Source organism: Halochromatium sp. (assembly GCF_054919635.1).
In genome coordinates, this window is record NZ_JBUDPI010000060.1 from 1 (window position 1) to 14,243 (window position 14,243).

Sequence of the window (14,243 nt, forward strand, 5' to 3'; positions counted from 1 at the left end):
GTCGCGGCCCTGGGAGCTGGACCCGCTGCCACTATTGATCCGGGGTGACGAATGGGCCGGCCTGGAGCGTGGGCTGATCCAGCGCGCCGAGCTGCTAAACGCGGTACTCCTCGATCTCTATGGACCCCGCACACTGATCGATAAGGGCGTGCTCCCGCCCGAGCTGATTGACGGCTTTCCCGGCTATCTGCTCCCCTGCCACGGTGCGCCAATGGCAGGCGATCGGCCTCTGGTGCTCTATGCCGCCGATCTGACCCGAGACACCAACGGTGCCTGGCGCGTCATCGGTGACCGCACCCAGAGCTCATCGGGCAGTGGCTATGCGCTGGAGAACCGGGTGGTGCTCTCGCGGGTGATGCCGAGTCTGTTCCGCGATAGTCACGTCCATCGGCTGGCGGGCTTCTATCGCTCGGTGCGACGCGCGATGACGCGCATCGCGCCGCGGCATGGCGATCACGCCCGGGTGGCGGTGCTCACGCCCGGGCCACGCAATGAGGCCTATTTCGAGCACGCCTATCTGGCCAACTATCTCGGCTTCAATCTGGTACAGGGCAGTGATCTCTCGGTGCGCGACGGGGCACTCTGGCTACGCACGCTGGGTCGGTTAGAGCGCATCGACGCCTCGAGCTCAATGAGCGCTCGCTACTCGGCGTGCCCGGCATGCTGCAAGCGGTGCGGGCCGGCAATCTTGGCGTTGCCAATGCCCTCGGCAGCGGGGTGCTCGAGCATCCAGGCCTGATGGCCTTTCTGCCTGAGGTTTGCGAGCAGCTCCTCGGCGAGGCGCTGCTATTACCACACCTGCAAACCTGGTGGTGTGGCCAGCGTGAGGCGCGTGACTTCGTCATCGCCAACCTGGACAACCTCGTGATCAAGCCCGCTGGCAGTCCGGCCGGCCAGCGCTGTCTGTTTGGTGCCAAGCTAGAGACCGCGCAGCGCGATGAGCTGATTGCAGCGATTCGGCGTGAGCCACATCGCTATGTGGCACAGGAGCAGGTGCAGCCTTCGACTGCGCCGGCCTACATCAACGGGTCGCTGGAGCCGCGTCCCTTCGTGTTGCGTAGCTTCCTGGTCAGCGAGCAAGAAGGCTACGCGGTGATGCCCGGTGGGCTGAGCCGGATCGCGCTCGATCCGGAGACGCCGATGATCTCCAATCAGCTCGGCGGGCTGGGAAAGGACACTTGGGTCTTGGCCAGCGAGCCGGAACGCCAAGAGACGCTGATCGTCACCTCCGATGCCAATGCCCCGGCAGTAGTGCCCGCGGTGGTGCAGGAGAGCGAGGTCTCGTCTCGCGTCGCCGATAATCTGTTCTGGATTGGCCGCTACGCGGAGCGGGCCGAGGGCTTGGTACGGCTGTTGCGCATCGTGATCATCCAGATCACAGAGCGCACCAGCCTATCGGCCGATGTCGACGGGGATTGTTGCCTGCATCTGCTGCTCGCCGCATTGACCAATCAGAGCCAGACCTTCCCGGGATTCATTGGCGACGGGGCTCCGGAGCTGTTGGCACAGCCTGTGCCCGAGGTGCTGTCCCTGATCAGCGATCAGAAGCGCTCTGGTGCGCTGCCGCAGACCCTGCAAGCGCTCGGTCAGGCGGCCTGGTCGGTGCGCGAGCGTCTCTCCAACGATACCTGGCGGGTGACCAACGATATCGAGCGCCGTCAGCGTCTGCTTACCCAGGCCCCACCGCGTGGGCTCGGACGCGCACTGGATCTGCTCGACCCACTGATCACCTCGTTGGTGGCCTTCTCGGCGCTGACGCACGAGAATATGACCCACAACGAGGGTTGGCACTTCCTTGAGGCCGGGCGACGGCTCGAGCGTGGTCTGCATACTGCGTCCTTGTTGCGCTCGACCCTGGTCAGCGTGAGCCCTGATCCGGGCGAGTCGATCCTGATTGAGGCGGTGCTTGGCGTGACCGATAGCCTGATCACCTATCGCCGTCGTTACCAGGCCGGCACCCGCGTCGGTGCCATGCTCGATCTGGTGCTGCAAGACGAGGCCAATCCGCGCTCGCTTGCCTATCAGATCGCTCGCTTGTCGGCGCTGGTTGATGAGATGCCTGGCACCAGTCTCTCGACCCGGCGCACCCCAGCACAGCGCACGCTAATGCGTGTGCTGACCGAGCTCCGACTTGCCGAGCTCGACCTGATGGCGCAGCCGAGCGAGGAGGGGCTGCGGCGCACGGCACTGGATGGCTTACTGGCGAGTGTCGAAACATCGATCAGCGCCCTCTCCGACGCGATCACCGCGCAGTACTTCCGGCACGAAGAGCAGCCGCATCATCTAATCGGGCAACGCTTGGCGGCCGAGGCATTGCGTGAGATGCGCCCAGCAGATGCGACGGCGGGGATATCGCGATGAGGTACCAAATCACCCATCTGACCCGCTACGGTTACGCTGGCCCGGTTTCGCTCTGTCACAGCATCGCCCATCTGAAGCCGCGGGAGATGCCCTATCAACGTTGCAACCTCGCCAACCTGCGCATCAACCCCTGGCCGTCCGTGGTGCGCGAGCATCGCGACTTCTTTGGCAACCGAGTCAGCTACTTCTCGGTGCAGCAATCGCATCTGCAACTGGAGATCACCGCGACCGCTGAGGTCGAGGTTTGGGCGCCGCCGTTGCCAGACCCGACGGCGACCCAACCCTGGGACAAGGTGCAGGCGCAGTTACGGGCCAGCACGGGTGCCGATGCTGCATCGGCGCATCTGTTCACCTTGCATTCGCCGGCGGTCCCGCTCGACCCCCTTGCGGCCGACTATGCGCGCGACTCCTTCAGTTCCGAGCGCCCCCTGCTTGAGGCCGCGCTGGATCTGGTCAATCGTATCCATCGAGATTTCGACTATGATCCAACCTCGACCACGGTCGCCACACCCCTCGCCGATGTGCTGCAGCAGCGCCGCGGTGTCTGCCAGGATTTCGCCCATCTCGCCATTGCGGCGCTGCGGGGCCTAGGTCTGCCAGCGCGCTATGTCAGTGGCTACCTCGAGACCCTGCCGCCACCGGGGCAGCCCAAGCTGCGCGGGGCCGATGCCTCCCATGCTTGGCTCGCGGTCTACTGTCCCGAGGCAACGCAGACCGGCGGTTGGGTGGACCTTGACCCGACCAATGATTGTCCAATCAGTGATCAATACATCACCACCGCGATCGGGCGTGATTATCAGGATGTCACGCCGGTGCGCGGGGTCTTTTATGGTGGTGGCGAGCACAGTTTGACGGTCTCGGTCGATGTCGATCGGTTGGAGTGAAGCAGCCCTTCGAGCGCGATGAGCATCGGATACGCGTGCTGCCGATCGTCGCTGATCACGATCGATGACGGTCTCTAGCGGTCTTGATCCAGGCCCAGCGCATGCCGAGGGCGCGATGTCCGATTAGAGCTGCGTCAGGACGAAGAGGCCGACCAGCATGATGACACTGCCGACGAGCTTGACGCGGGTGCTGCCTTCGCCGAAATACCAGCGGCCGATGAGGACCGAGAACAGACCGGCGCTGCGTTTTACCGCCATTGCATAGCTGGCCAGGGTCATGCTCAGGGCGATCTGGTCGGCGATGCGCATCAGCGCAAACAGCAGGCCGAGCAGGATTAATGGCCGGGCCAGACTGCTGAGCTGTGTTGGCAGAACCTCGCGATAGAAGCGCCGATCCTGAATACTGAACAGCGCGAACAGCACGATCGGATTCACGACCGCGACCACTACCGCGAATGAGAGTGGGTCTGAGCGCTCGATGCCGATCCGCCCAAGGGTTGAGGCCGTGGCGAAGCAACCAGCAGCGGTGAGCGTGAAGGCACTGCCGGGATTGGTGAACAGACGCAGCAGCGGCTGGTACCAGTCCTCCTGCTCGCTGCCGATGGCCAAGGTATAGCTGCCGATAATCAATAGGCCGATGCCGAGAAAACCCAGTGCTCCGGGCAGGGCGCTGGTGAGCAGCCACTCGATCATGATCACGAACGCTGGGGTGAGGGTGAGGATGGGGCCAACGATCGAGACCTCACTGCGCTTGATCGCCGCGTTCAGCGACCAGCCACCAAGGCCAGAGACCAGTCCACCCAGCAGGACGACCTGCAGATAGACGCGATCCTCGAACGGAAAGTCGTGATACCAGATCACCAAGGGTAGGGTCACCAATAGGCTGGCGAGGTTGACGTAGAGGGTCAGTGCGCGGACCGAGAGGCTGAGACTCAGGTGCTTGGTGACAGCGAGTCGCGATGCGTGAAAGAACGCCGAGAGCAGCGCGAAGATGATCCACAGATGGGCATAGGCGCCGAGGTCCATCGCTAGTGCGTCCAGCCGGTGTCGATCTCGAATCGGCCGATGGGCCCGCAGGTTAGCTGTGGTTGTAGCGCTGCCGTCAGTGCCGCGGTGTTGTAGGCCGCAAAGTGGCGCTGGAAGTCGCTGCGGCGCTGCCAGTCCGCTTCCGAGAACTGTCCTTGAGCGCGAAGAACTCGAACGCTCGGCAGGCCGGGCAATGAGATGAGTCCGGCGCCTCCGATCCCTGAAAACAGCTTGACCTGCAGACTCAGTAGTAACGGACCATCGGCGCCCATGGTCGAGCAACCCTGCGCGTCCATGGCGCTGAGACCGAGGCTGTAGCAAGGCTGATTCAGCGTCATGCAATGCTTTCGCCGCGATGCTGAGGCAGCTCTGAGAGACTGTGCCTCGGATGCGGTTAGGTCACGCAGGCGCTGTGTTAGGGCGATTAGCTCGGCGCGACACAGGTTGCTGAGATCGAGTGCCTCGAGATTCTGGGTGATCTGGCGCAGCGGAAGCAGCGGATGGCGCTGCCAGGGCGCAGGCGGGAGCCTCGAGCCGGTGACGGCGTGCAACAGCGCGGTAGCCGTCTCAGCGAGCTGCCGGTGCAGCTGCCGAATCAGACGCTCAAAGGCGGGGGCTGCTAGCAGCTCCCAGCTCGGCAGTTGGATCAGGCAACCCATCGCCCGCTGTCCCGCACAGGTGGCGGCCGCATCCGCTGGCACTAGCTGGGCGCCGAGGGCGCCGAGCTCGGGCTCAAGATGGGCGAGGCGTTCATTGAGCAGCCTGGGGCCGATGAAGCTCAGCGGATCGAGACATTGTCGGGCGAGATGGGGGTCATGCTGATCACCGAATCGGTCGGCCTTGGCCAATGCCCCGAGCTCTGATGGCTGCCAGTAGATCAGGTGCAGATGGAAGGACTTGAGCGCTTGCACGCTCTCGCGATCCTCGGTGTTAGGGTCGCAATTCAGAGCGAGCTGCAGCCAGCCAGGGTGCCGAGTGCTATCCATCAGCCCTAGCTCCCGCCGGACCTGGGGGCTGTTGACGAAGCGCTGAAAGTTCGCTGCTGTCTGCCAAAGGACTCGCCCGGTGATCGGCATGACCGCACTTGGGTCGACCTTGCCCGCCTGCTCATCGCTAAGTGCCGAGACCTCCGTCAGCATCAGGTCGAAAAGGGCATGGGGCGAGGCCTTGTCGATCAAGGCGAGCCGATCTCCCGGCTCAGCAGCCAAAGCGTCCACTGGTTTCGCGCTGGCGTCGCGGCTGAGATCCAGACGTTGGATCATGCGGCGTGCAAACCTTGCCTCGAGACTCGGCGCGGCCTGTTCTACCTGGCTCAGCCTGAGGGCTGGCGGCGGGCCTGGAATGCGCAGCTGATGCCAGGCGATCGGCATCTGAGCGAGCTCGGTCGGCATCAGCGCCGCGAAGGGGTCTGAGGGTAAGCGGCAACGCAAGGGGTCAGTCGCCGCTTGGCAGGACCCGTCCGAGCCTTGGTGTCCGGCGCTGAATGTCATCGACGGCTTGACTCAACAGACGGGCGAGCAAGCGGTTGAATGCGCGCGCCATGTCCTGGGGGGTGCTAGCGGTGGTCGGCTCTTGGCCACTGTAGCTCTGGGCGAATTGGATCGAACGATTGTGATTCGCGATGAGCGTCAGATTGAAGGCGGCGCTTACCTGGGGTGGATCGGCGGTGGGCAAATGCTCCAGTCGTGTCAGCTCGCCGTTGAGCATAAAATCCGCTTGTGCACGATCTGCCACCGAGACCACATACTCGAAGGCACCTGCGGTGCGCAGTGCTGAGATCAGCGCGGCAGCGATCGCTCGGCCGGGGACCTCCTCCCAGAGCAGATGATGATAACGCTGCACTTGCAGCGGATCGGCGGCGGTGCGAAACAGGATTTGAGTGCCGCCGAGAAAACCGTGCGATGCTAAGGGCGTGATCAGCACGCTCGCTGGCAGCGTCTGTGTGCTTGGCGTTATCCGCACCTGTGGCTGTAGTGTAAAGAACTGATCGCGTTGGGTCGGCCCGGAGCTTCCACATCCGGCGAGGAGGCCGGGCAAGAGGCAGACGAGTAGCATGACGCCAGAGCGCCGATGCCAGCAAGGGCGAAAGGCTGGCCAAGATACGGGGCGGCTAGCAGGGGTCTCTTGCACTGGCTGTTTCCGGCTCCTGATGCTCAGCGATTGAACCATGGCGATTGGTCCTCTTGCTCCTGCCCGCGCAGTAATGAAACAGGGTCTTCGCGCAGTTCGCGCGAGAGCGCGGAGAGATTGCGGGATGCACTCTCGATGTTGGCGAGGATGGGCGCTAAGGAGGCGGACAGCTCCTGCAAGAGATACTGAACGTCATCGAGCGAGCCCTGCACGTTGGGACGACTGGCTTGGACCAATTGCTGCAGCTCCTTGGCGAGGGCTGCGTATTGAGCCACAGCATTCTCAATCTCTGCAGTGCGTGATGGCAGTGCTTGCGAGACGGTTGCCAGATTATCCGAGAGGGTCTGCACAGCGCTCATGATGTCTCGGATCTGTTCCGGATCGATACTCTGCTCGATGTTGGCGCTGGCCTCAACCAGGTTGCTCAGCACCGATCCGAGCCCCTGACCGAGATCTGCACCAAGCTCGCTGGGGCCGTTCTGGTCATCCTTGAACATGGCCAGCAGCCCCTGGATGCGCTCTTGTAGCCGAGTCAAGGTCGGGCGGATGACCTCGTCGATGGTCCGCTGCGCCTGCTCCATGGTCGCACTGATCTGCATGGCGAGATCGGGCTCGCGGTCGATCGTTGGAATCTCGCTGCCGGCGCTCAGGGTGGTTGCTGCATCCCCCGGGATGATGCGAATGATGTTGCCCTGGAGCAAGCCCGCTGGCGCTAGCTGGGCAACGCTCCCCGAGGGTACCGGCCAGTCCTGCTGGATGCTCAGGGTCGCGCGGAAACAGGGTAGGTCCGGGGCTCGCTCGGTTTTTGGCACGGGGCAATCGGCGCGGTCGGTGTCGTTGCGGAACACTGGCTCCAGGGAGCGCACGCGGCCGATCACAAAGCCCTCCTGCATCACGTCGATACCGCTATCGAGGCCGTCAGCATCAAGGAAATAGGCGCGCAGCGTGTATCCAGTAAACAGGCCCGGCGCCAACAGCACAAGGATGCCGAGCACCAGGCCCAGCATGGCCATCACGAACAGGCCGGCGAGCAGCAGGTCGCGTTGGCGACTCTGCGCCTGGCGCTTGCCGGGGGCTCCAAGCTCGGGTGGGGGGTAGAGACGATTCAGCCTGCTCATGATGTCTGTTGGCGCCCAGGGATGTCCCTCAGGGATGTCCCTCAAGGATGGTCCGACGCTCAAGATCGTCGGCACCGAGGGCCTCTACGGCTGCTCGGGTGCCGTCGACAAGCAGGCAGCCGCGATCCATGACTGCGACACGATCGTCAGGACCGATGACCTCAAGCATGGCATTGTCGGTGGCGATAAGCGTCAGTCCGCGCGACGCTCGCTGCACCTGCAGGATGTTTAGGATATCGCGCAGCGCCGGCCGGTCGAGCCCATCGCTGAGCCCATCGCAGATCAGCAGCTCGGGCTGGTTGACCAGGGCTCGCGCCAGCTCTGCGCGTCGTCGCTGCCCAAGGGAGAGCGCACGTGGATACTGATGCGCCATGCCGTCGAGCTGTAGCTGCGTCATGACCAACCGGGCTGCGCGTGCGAGCACTGAGCGATGGCGTGGCTGCGCGCGCAGTGGCAGGAGCAGGTTTTCGATCAGGGTCAGCTCGTCGAGCAGCGAGCCACCTTGAAGGACGACGCCGAGCCGGCTGCGCAGTCGGTTGACATGGGCGTCGCTCAGGGTTGCCAGATCCTGCCCAAACAGCTTGATGAGTCCAGACGACGGCTGATCCAGACCAAGCATTAGGCGCAAGCTGAGGCTCTTGCCGGCGCCATTCGGGCCGATAATCAGCAATGCATCGCCCTTGTGCACGGACAGGGACAACTCGTTCAGCGCGCAGCGGCCATTGACATGCTGAAACACCTGCTGCAGCTCGACCAAGGGCAGGGGTGCAGCAGGTTCGCCCTGTTCTAGCGGTTTGTCACGATCATGGCCCCTCGGTGTGGGCTGGCGACTGGTCTGGCTGTTCCAGGGGGCGCGCACCCAAGGGCGAGTGCGCCCTTGGCTCTCGTCGTTCCTGTTCCTATCCCTGTTCATGGACTAGGACGCCAGTACGAAGCCGAGATCGATCAGCAGGATGGCTGTGACGGCACCGATCATGGTGTCGGTGGCCGCTCGGCTAACCCCTGCAATATCCCGTCCTGCCGCGATACCATTGGCTGTCGCAATCAAGGCCACCACCAAGGCAAAGATCAGCGGCTTGCCCAGGGCCTCGAGGAGATCGGCCGGCGCCAAGGCCTGGCGCAGTGCGTCGTTGAATAAGTAAGGCGGAACATCGGCCGCGACCACCAGCCAGAACATAGCCGCGCCAAGTGCGACCGCGCTCCCCCAGATCGATAAGGCAAAGGACATGGCGAGCATCGCCGGCAGGACCGGGCCGGTGGTGAACTGGATTGGATTAAGGCCGCTGACCAGAAGCCCGTCGACCTGGCCGCTGGCGACCAGCGACGCCTGACGGGCGGCGAGGGCGACACCGGCCCGACCGGCCACCAGGACGCCAACCAAGAGCGGTACGAGCTCCATGGTGACAGCGTAGATGACGGGGACCAGGATCAGTCCGGGGAGGTCGATCTCGGCGATCAGGCGAGCCGCTTGCTGGCCAAGAATGACGCCTGCAGCCGCCGAGACGAGGGTCAAGGCGGGAAACACCGAGAGACCGGCTTGTCGCAGTGCCTGTGCGAGCGCGGGCAGATCGAGCTGCGCCCTTCCGAGCAGCACGCCCAAATAGAGCTCGACGCAGAGCTTGAGCGTGATCGCCCCCAGCCCGATGCGCTCGAGCCAATGGAGCTCGTTGCGCCTTGACGGTCGGCGGCGACGCTGCGCGGCCCCGTGACTGAGCAAGGGGCGTCCTAGAGGCATCTGCGACCGTTGCGCTTAGCGCTCACGCCAGATCGTCGTGTAAAGATCATGCCGTCGGTCCTTGAGGTTCTGCACAGTGCCCGAGTTGCGTGCCTCCCGAAGGGCCTTGAGCCCAAGATCGGCAAAGGCGACGGTCTCGACGTTTGGAGTCGTGTCGGCGGCGATGCCGTCGCGTGCGAACGGGAAATCACAGGGCGTCAGGATACAACTCTGCGCATACTGGATGTCCATGTTGGCGACGTTCGGCAGGTTACCGCAGTTGCCGGACAACACCACATAGCATTGATTCTCGACGGCGCGTGCCTGGCCGCAGTAGCGCACCCGCAGATAGGATTGGCGCTCGTCGGTGCAGAAGGGCACGAAGATGATGTTGGCGCCTTGGTCAACCAGGTACCGCGCAAGCTCGGGGAACTCGGCGTCATAGCAGATCAGCACGCCAATGGGACCGCAGTCGGTATTGACTGCCGCCAGCTCATGACCGCCCTCGATGTTCCACCAATAGACCTCGTTGGGGGTTGGATGGATCTTGGCCTGCTCGTGCACCTCGCCATCGCGCAGGCAGATGTAGCAGATGTTTTCGACCCGTCCATTGGGCATCTTGGTCGGATGGGAGCCACCGATGATATTGATGTTGTAGCGCATCGCCATCTCGCGCAGCGCTTCTTTGATCGGGTCGGTATAGCGGGTCAGCGCCTCGATGGCCTCGGCCGGCGATAGCTCCTGATCCTCCATCGAGAGCAGCTGTAACGAGAACAGCTCGGGAAAGACACAAAAGTCTGCCCGATAGTCGGAGGTGACATCGACGAAGTAGCGCAGCATGTCGAGGAACTCGTCGAAGGACTTCACCCGCCGCTGTTGGTACTGGACGGTTGCAACTCGCACCGTGTCCATCAGACGCCCGCCGTAATGCTTGGCGCGCGCTTCCTCTTCCTCGTCTGGCGCGTGCGGATTGCGCCAGAGCAGGTGGACGCCATAGCCGCGCGATTGCTTGTCTTCGGGCCAGTAGCCTGGCATCAGACCGATGACCTGGAAATCGTTACGCAGCTGGAAGGTCAGCACTGGATCGCGCTCGCGGCCTTCGACGACGGCGTCGACGTAGGCTTGAGGACTCTCATAGGCACCTTCTTCACGCGTCAGGGCCGAATCGAGGGTTGGCAGTCGACCGCCATAGATGATGCCCTTGAGCGCCTGTGATTGAACCAGCTTCTTGCGCTCGTCATAGAGCCGCTGGCCGATCCGTAATCCACGATACTCCGGGTCGACGCAGACCTCCATGCCATAGAGATAGTCGCCCTCGGGATCGTGTCGAGAGGCATAGCCGCTGCCGGTGATCCAATTCCAGCCATGTGGCTTCAACGCGATGTCGCCACTGACCAGGAAGCTTGAGCAGAAGCCAATGAGGCGGCCACCATCGTCATCCTGGTACTCGGCGACAAATTGGCCTTCCGGGAATTTATTGATCTGCCCGCGCAGCATCGCGGCGCTGTAGCTGCTCACACCGCTGCCGGCGTAGGCACGCACGAACAGGGCGCGAATCGCGGAAACATCACGCGGGGTGGCGTTGCGTACATGCAGTTGGGCGAGGCTGTCGGTGGTGTCGTTCATGCAGTCAGGAAGCGGATAGAGGAAGGTCGGCTCAATGGCGAGAACGATATCATCATGCGATCGAGTCAGTCGGCAAGTCGATGTCGCGGGCGAGATACCCGAGCGATGGACAGCATCCCAAGCGCCTCTCAGTGTTGGAGTCCTGGTTTAGCGCGGCTTTGATCCGGCGATCTCTGCTGTTCGTCCAGGCGTTATGAACGGGAGTCATGAACAGCATTCGACTATGATCTGTGCATCGCTTCAACCGGAGACCAGCGTATGACACCCCAGGCAGAACGGACACCACGGATCAGCTTTGAAGACTGGCTCGAGGGCGAGCGTGCCAGCCTCGACGAGCGCACCGAGTACGTCGACGGTGAGATCTTCGCGATGAGCGGCGGCACCGCCGAGCATCATGCGATTCTCAGCAACATCAACCGAGAGCTGAGTATCCAGATGAAGGGGCGCCCCTGCTGGGTCTACGCCAGCGGGATGAAACTGCGCATCCAGCATGCAGACGCCGGCAAGTATCCGGATCTGATGGCACTTTGCGGCGAGCAGGTGTTTGATGATGGCCGCCGCGACCTGTTGCTCAATCCGAGTCTGATCGGCGAAGTCCTCTCCGACTCCACTGAGGGCTACGACCGCGGCGAGCAGTTTGCGCTCTACCGGCGTATCCCTTCATTACAGGAGTATCTGCTGGTCTCGCAGCACCGCGTGTTGGTCGAGCGCTACAACCGGGGTACTGACGGGCGCTGGATACTGAGCAGTTTCGAGGATCTGGCCGACCAGGTCGCGCTCGAGAGCATCGGCTGCAGCCTGGCGGTAGCGGAGGTCTACGACAAGATTCAGTTCGAGCCGGACGAGCGTCAGGGATGACGGCGAGACGGTGATGCTGACAGCGTCGCCGAGCGCATCAGGGTCCAGCAATTCTTGGTGAGTTATCGACCGCCGTCCTTCGCTGCACATTAGGCGGTCTTGGATTCGGTACGGGTCACCAGCCCGTTCTTTTGCAGTGCAGCATAGACCTTTCGACTGGTCCGAGCCAGTTGCGAGAGGTCGCCAAGATTTGGCCTGTCACCGGAATCAAGCCGCTGCTCCCAGCCGCGCAGCTCGCCGTCGAGGTAGTCAAGGAGCTTCAACGAGCAGCCCTGGCATTCACCGCTGCAGACCTGCGCCGCTGGTGCATCGAACGGGAGCGTATCGCGCACCTGCGTGATGAGCGCATGCATGGCGGTGCGGGTGTCGGGCTTCATGGGCGAATTGCGGTCAGTGACTGGGCGCCGCCTGACTCGAGCCGAGCCGAGCTGACTTAGCTTGAGCCTGAATCTGGCAGCCAATCCTCGTCAAGGATCCGCTCTAACCGATATGGACAGTCGACGGGAAAGAGGTGTCGGTCGATGTCAGTTTCGATCATGGCATCACGCATTGCCTTGTCGTAGACCTTGGCCAGCTGCTCCGTGCTCAGGAGTCTCGTGAGGCTCGGGGACTGTTCGAGCAGACGTTCAACCGCTGTACGCTGATGGTTGATCGTCAATAGCCAGCCCTTGCCGAGGCGCTCCGGCTGAAATTGATGCTTGAGGAGATGGATCAACAGCACCTGGAGCCTGTTTAGAAGCTCGCAACGCTCGCTCGCACCCATGGATTCCAGCTCGTCGGCGAGATGCTCGATGTCGAGCTCGGTCAGTCGACCTTGACGCAACAGCTCGGCGTTGCGCAGGGTCCAGGCATGGAAATCAGCCTCGTAGGCGCTGTTCTCGATCATGGCTCAGACTGTCTTGGGTCGATCATGGTGAGATGAGCCGGAACATGGATGCAGGGACTCAAGCGGTATCGTTGCGTGAGGTTGGCGCTGCATCGCTCAGGCAGTATGACAACATTGATTGGCCGATGATCGGATGTGTAGCCTTCGCGTCACAACGGAGTTGGACGCGAAGCGCTTGTCATCAAACAGTCAGACCGTTCTTCCACGCGAGCCTACTTACTCGACCAGCTCCCCCTCGACCAGGCTCTCGAACAACAACTGCCCATCGCGCGCATCGACTTCGATGGTGTCGCCCGGGGCGAACTTGCCAGCGAGGATCTGCTGCGCGAGGGGGTTCTCGAGCTGGGCGCGGATGGCACGTCGCAGTGGGCGGGCACCGTAGACCGGGTCGAAGCCGGCCTCGCCGAGCAGGTCGAGCGCGCCATCGCTGATGGTCAGTCCCATCTCGCGGTCGGCCAGCCGGTCTTTCAGATAGGCGATTTGAATGCCGGCGATGGCACGGATCTGCGCCTCATCGAGCGGATGGAAGACCACGATCTCGTCCAGCCGGTTGATGAACTCGGGCCGGAACGCCTGGCGCACGATCTCCATCACCGCGTCCTTCATCTCGGCGTAATTGGCCTCGCCGGCCTTCTGTTGGATGACGTCCGAGCCCAGGTTCGAGGTCATCACGATCACCGCATTGCGGAAATCGACCGTGCGCCCCTGGCCATCGGTCAGCCGACCGTCGTCGAGCACCTGCAGCAGGATGTTGAACACATCCGGATGCGCCTTCTCGACCTCGTCCATCAGGATCACCGCGTAGGGCCGGCGGCGGATCGCCTCGGTCAGATAGCCGCCTTCCTCGTAGCCAACGTAGCCCGGTGGGGCGCCAATCAGCCGTGCGACCGAGTGCTTCTCCATGAACTCGGACATATCGATCCGGACCATGGCCTCCTCGGTGTCGAACATGAACTCCGCTAGCGCCTTGCAGAGCTCGGTCTTGCCGACGCCGGTGGGGCCTAAGAACAGGAAGGAGCCGATTGGGCGGTTCGGGTCCGAGAGCCCAGCACGCGAGCGGCGGATGGCATCGGAGACTGCTCGCACGGCCTCGTGCTGGCCGACCACGCGCTGCTCGATCTCGCCTTCCATCTTGAGCAATTTGTCGCGCTCGCCCTCGAGCATCTTGCTGACCGGGATGCCGGTCCACTTGGAGACGATCTGCGCGACCTCCTCGGCGCCGACCTTGTTGCGCAGCAGTTGGGTCTCGTTGGTTTCGGCCTCGGCGGCGGATTCGAGACGCTTCTCGAGTTCGGGGATGCGCCCGTACTGCAGCTCCGACATCCGCGTCAGGTCGCTCGCACGGCGCGCGGTCTCCATCTCGACGCGGGCGCGATCCAACTCCTCCTTGATGTGGGCAGTGCCCTGAACCGCGGCCTTCTCAGATTTCCAGATCTCATCGAGGTCCGAGAACTCACGCTCGAGCTTGCCGATCTGTTCCTCGAGGTCACCGAGGCGCTTCTTCGAGGCCTCGTCGGACTCTTTCTTCAGCGCCTCGCGCTCGATCTTGAGCTGGATCAGCCGCCGGTCGAGCTTGTCCATCTCCTCCGGCATCGAGTCGATCTCCATGCGGATCTGCGACGCCGCCTCGTCGATCAGGT

Annotated in this window: 13 protein-coding genes and 1 pseudogene; 4 read left to right on the forward strand and 10 right to left on the reverse strand. The window is 62.9% G+C overall.

Translation table 11 applies throughout. The features are described 5' to 3' along the window. Window positions 1-34: 34 nt before the first annotated feature. From ACY693_RS05750 to ACY693_RS05760, 3 genes and pseudogenes are all read left to right on the forward strand, one after another. Window positions 35-1,062: pseudogene (locus ACY693_RS05750) on the forward strand (circularly permuted type 2 ATP-grasp protein); the annotation flags it as partial. A gap of 78 nt (window positions 1,063-1,140) precedes the next feature. Beyond that, window positions 1,141-2,361, forward strand: a complete 1,221-nt coding sequence (locus tag ACY693_RS05755; RefSeq protein WP_462320886.1) for an alpha-E domain-containing protein — start codon at window positions 1,141-1,143, stop codon at window positions 2,359-2,361. Next, on the forward strand, window positions 2,358-3,245 hold the full coding sequence (locus ACY693_RS05760) for a transglutaminase family protein (RefSeq protein WP_462320874.1): 888 nt from the start codon (window positions 2,358-2,360) through the stop codon (window positions 3,243-3,245). The genes ACY693_RS05755 and ACY693_RS05760 overlap by 4 nt, the downstream gene beginning before the upstream one ends. Window positions 3,246-3,368: 123 nt before the next feature. On the opposite strand, the gene ACY693_RS05765 is transcribed toward ACY693_RS05760, so the two are convergent. From ACY693_RS05765 to ACY693_RS05795, 7 genes are all read right to left on the reverse strand, one after another. After that, a complete protein-coding gene (locus tag ACY693_RS05765) occupies window positions 3,369-4,271 on the reverse strand; it encodes an EamA family transporter (RefSeq protein WP_462320875.1) in 903 nt (300 codons plus the stop codon). Between the two features lie 2 nt (window positions 4,272-4,273). Further along, window positions 4,274-5,662, reverse strand: coding sequence for a hypothetical protein (locus tag ACY693_RS05770; RefSeq protein ID WP_462320876.1), 1,389 nt, complete (start codon window positions 5,660-5,662; stop codon window positions 4,274-4,276). A gap of 43 nt (window positions 5,663-5,705) precedes the next feature. Beyond that, window positions 5,706-6,326 (reverse strand): ABC-type transport auxiliary lipoprotein family protein, encoded by a 621-nt coding sequence (locus tag ACY693_RS05775; protein ID WP_462320877.1) that lies wholly within the window; start codon window positions 6,324-6,326, stop codon window positions 5,706-5,708. A 98-nt stretch (window positions 6,327-6,424) separates the two neighbouring features. After that, entirely contained in the window at window positions 6,425-7,519 is a 1,095-nt protein-coding gene (locus tag ACY693_RS05780; RefSeq protein WP_462320878.1) for an MlaD family protein, read from the reverse strand. Between the two features lie 28 nt (window positions 7,520-7,547). Beyond that, window positions 7,548-8,432 carry an ABC transporter ATP-binding protein gene (locus tag ACY693_RS05785; RefSeq protein ID WP_462320879.1) on the reverse strand — a complete coding sequence of 295 codons (885 nt, stop codon included), beginning with the start codon at window positions 8,430-8,432 and terminating at the stop codon, window positions 7,548-7,550. A 3-nt stretch (window positions 8,433-8,435) separates the two neighbouring features. Then, on the reverse strand, window positions 8,436-9,254 hold the full coding sequence (locus ACY693_RS05790; protein ID WP_462320880.1) for an MlaE family ABC transporter permease: 819 nt from the start codon (window positions 9,252-9,254) through the stop codon (window positions 8,436-8,438). 15 nt (window positions 9,255-9,269) lie between these two features. Next, on the reverse strand, window positions 9,270-10,859 hold the full coding sequence (locus tag ACY693_RS05795; protein WP_462320881.1) for a GNAT family N-acetyltransferase: 1,590 nt from the start codon (window positions 10,857-10,859) through the stop codon (window positions 9,270-9,272). 258 nt (window positions 10,860-11,117) lie between these two features. Between ACY693_RS05795 and ACY693_RS05800 the strand changes: the two genes are divergently transcribed. Then, a complete protein-coding gene (locus ACY693_RS05800; RefSeq protein ID WP_462320882.1) occupies window positions 11,118-11,717 on the forward strand; it encodes a Uma2 family endonuclease in 600 nt (199 codons plus the stop codon). A gap of 89 nt (window positions 11,718-11,806) precedes the next feature. Here the strand turns inward: ACY693_RS05800 and ACY693_RS05805 are convergent, their stop codons facing one another. The 3 genes from ACY693_RS05805 to ACY693_RS05815 form a co-directional block, all read right to left on the reverse strand. Further along, a complete protein-coding gene (locus ACY693_RS05805; protein ID WP_462320883.1) occupies window positions 11,807-12,094 on the reverse strand; it encodes a hypothetical protein in 288 nt (95 codons plus the stop codon). Between the two features lie 56 nt (window positions 12,095-12,150). Beyond that, the gene (locus tag ACY693_RS05810) at window positions 12,151-12,603 is read right to left on the reverse strand and encodes a DUF29 domain-containing protein (protein ID WP_462320884.1); all 453 of its coding nucleotides are present in this window, start codon (window positions 12,601-12,603) and stop codon (window positions 12,151-12,153) included. Window positions 12,604-12,819: 216 nt separating this feature from the next. Continuing rightward, window positions 12,820-14,243, reverse strand: a 1,424-nt coding sequence (locus tag ACY693_RS05815; protein WP_462320885.1) for an AAA family ATPase, incomplete at its 5' end; no start/stop codon positions are given.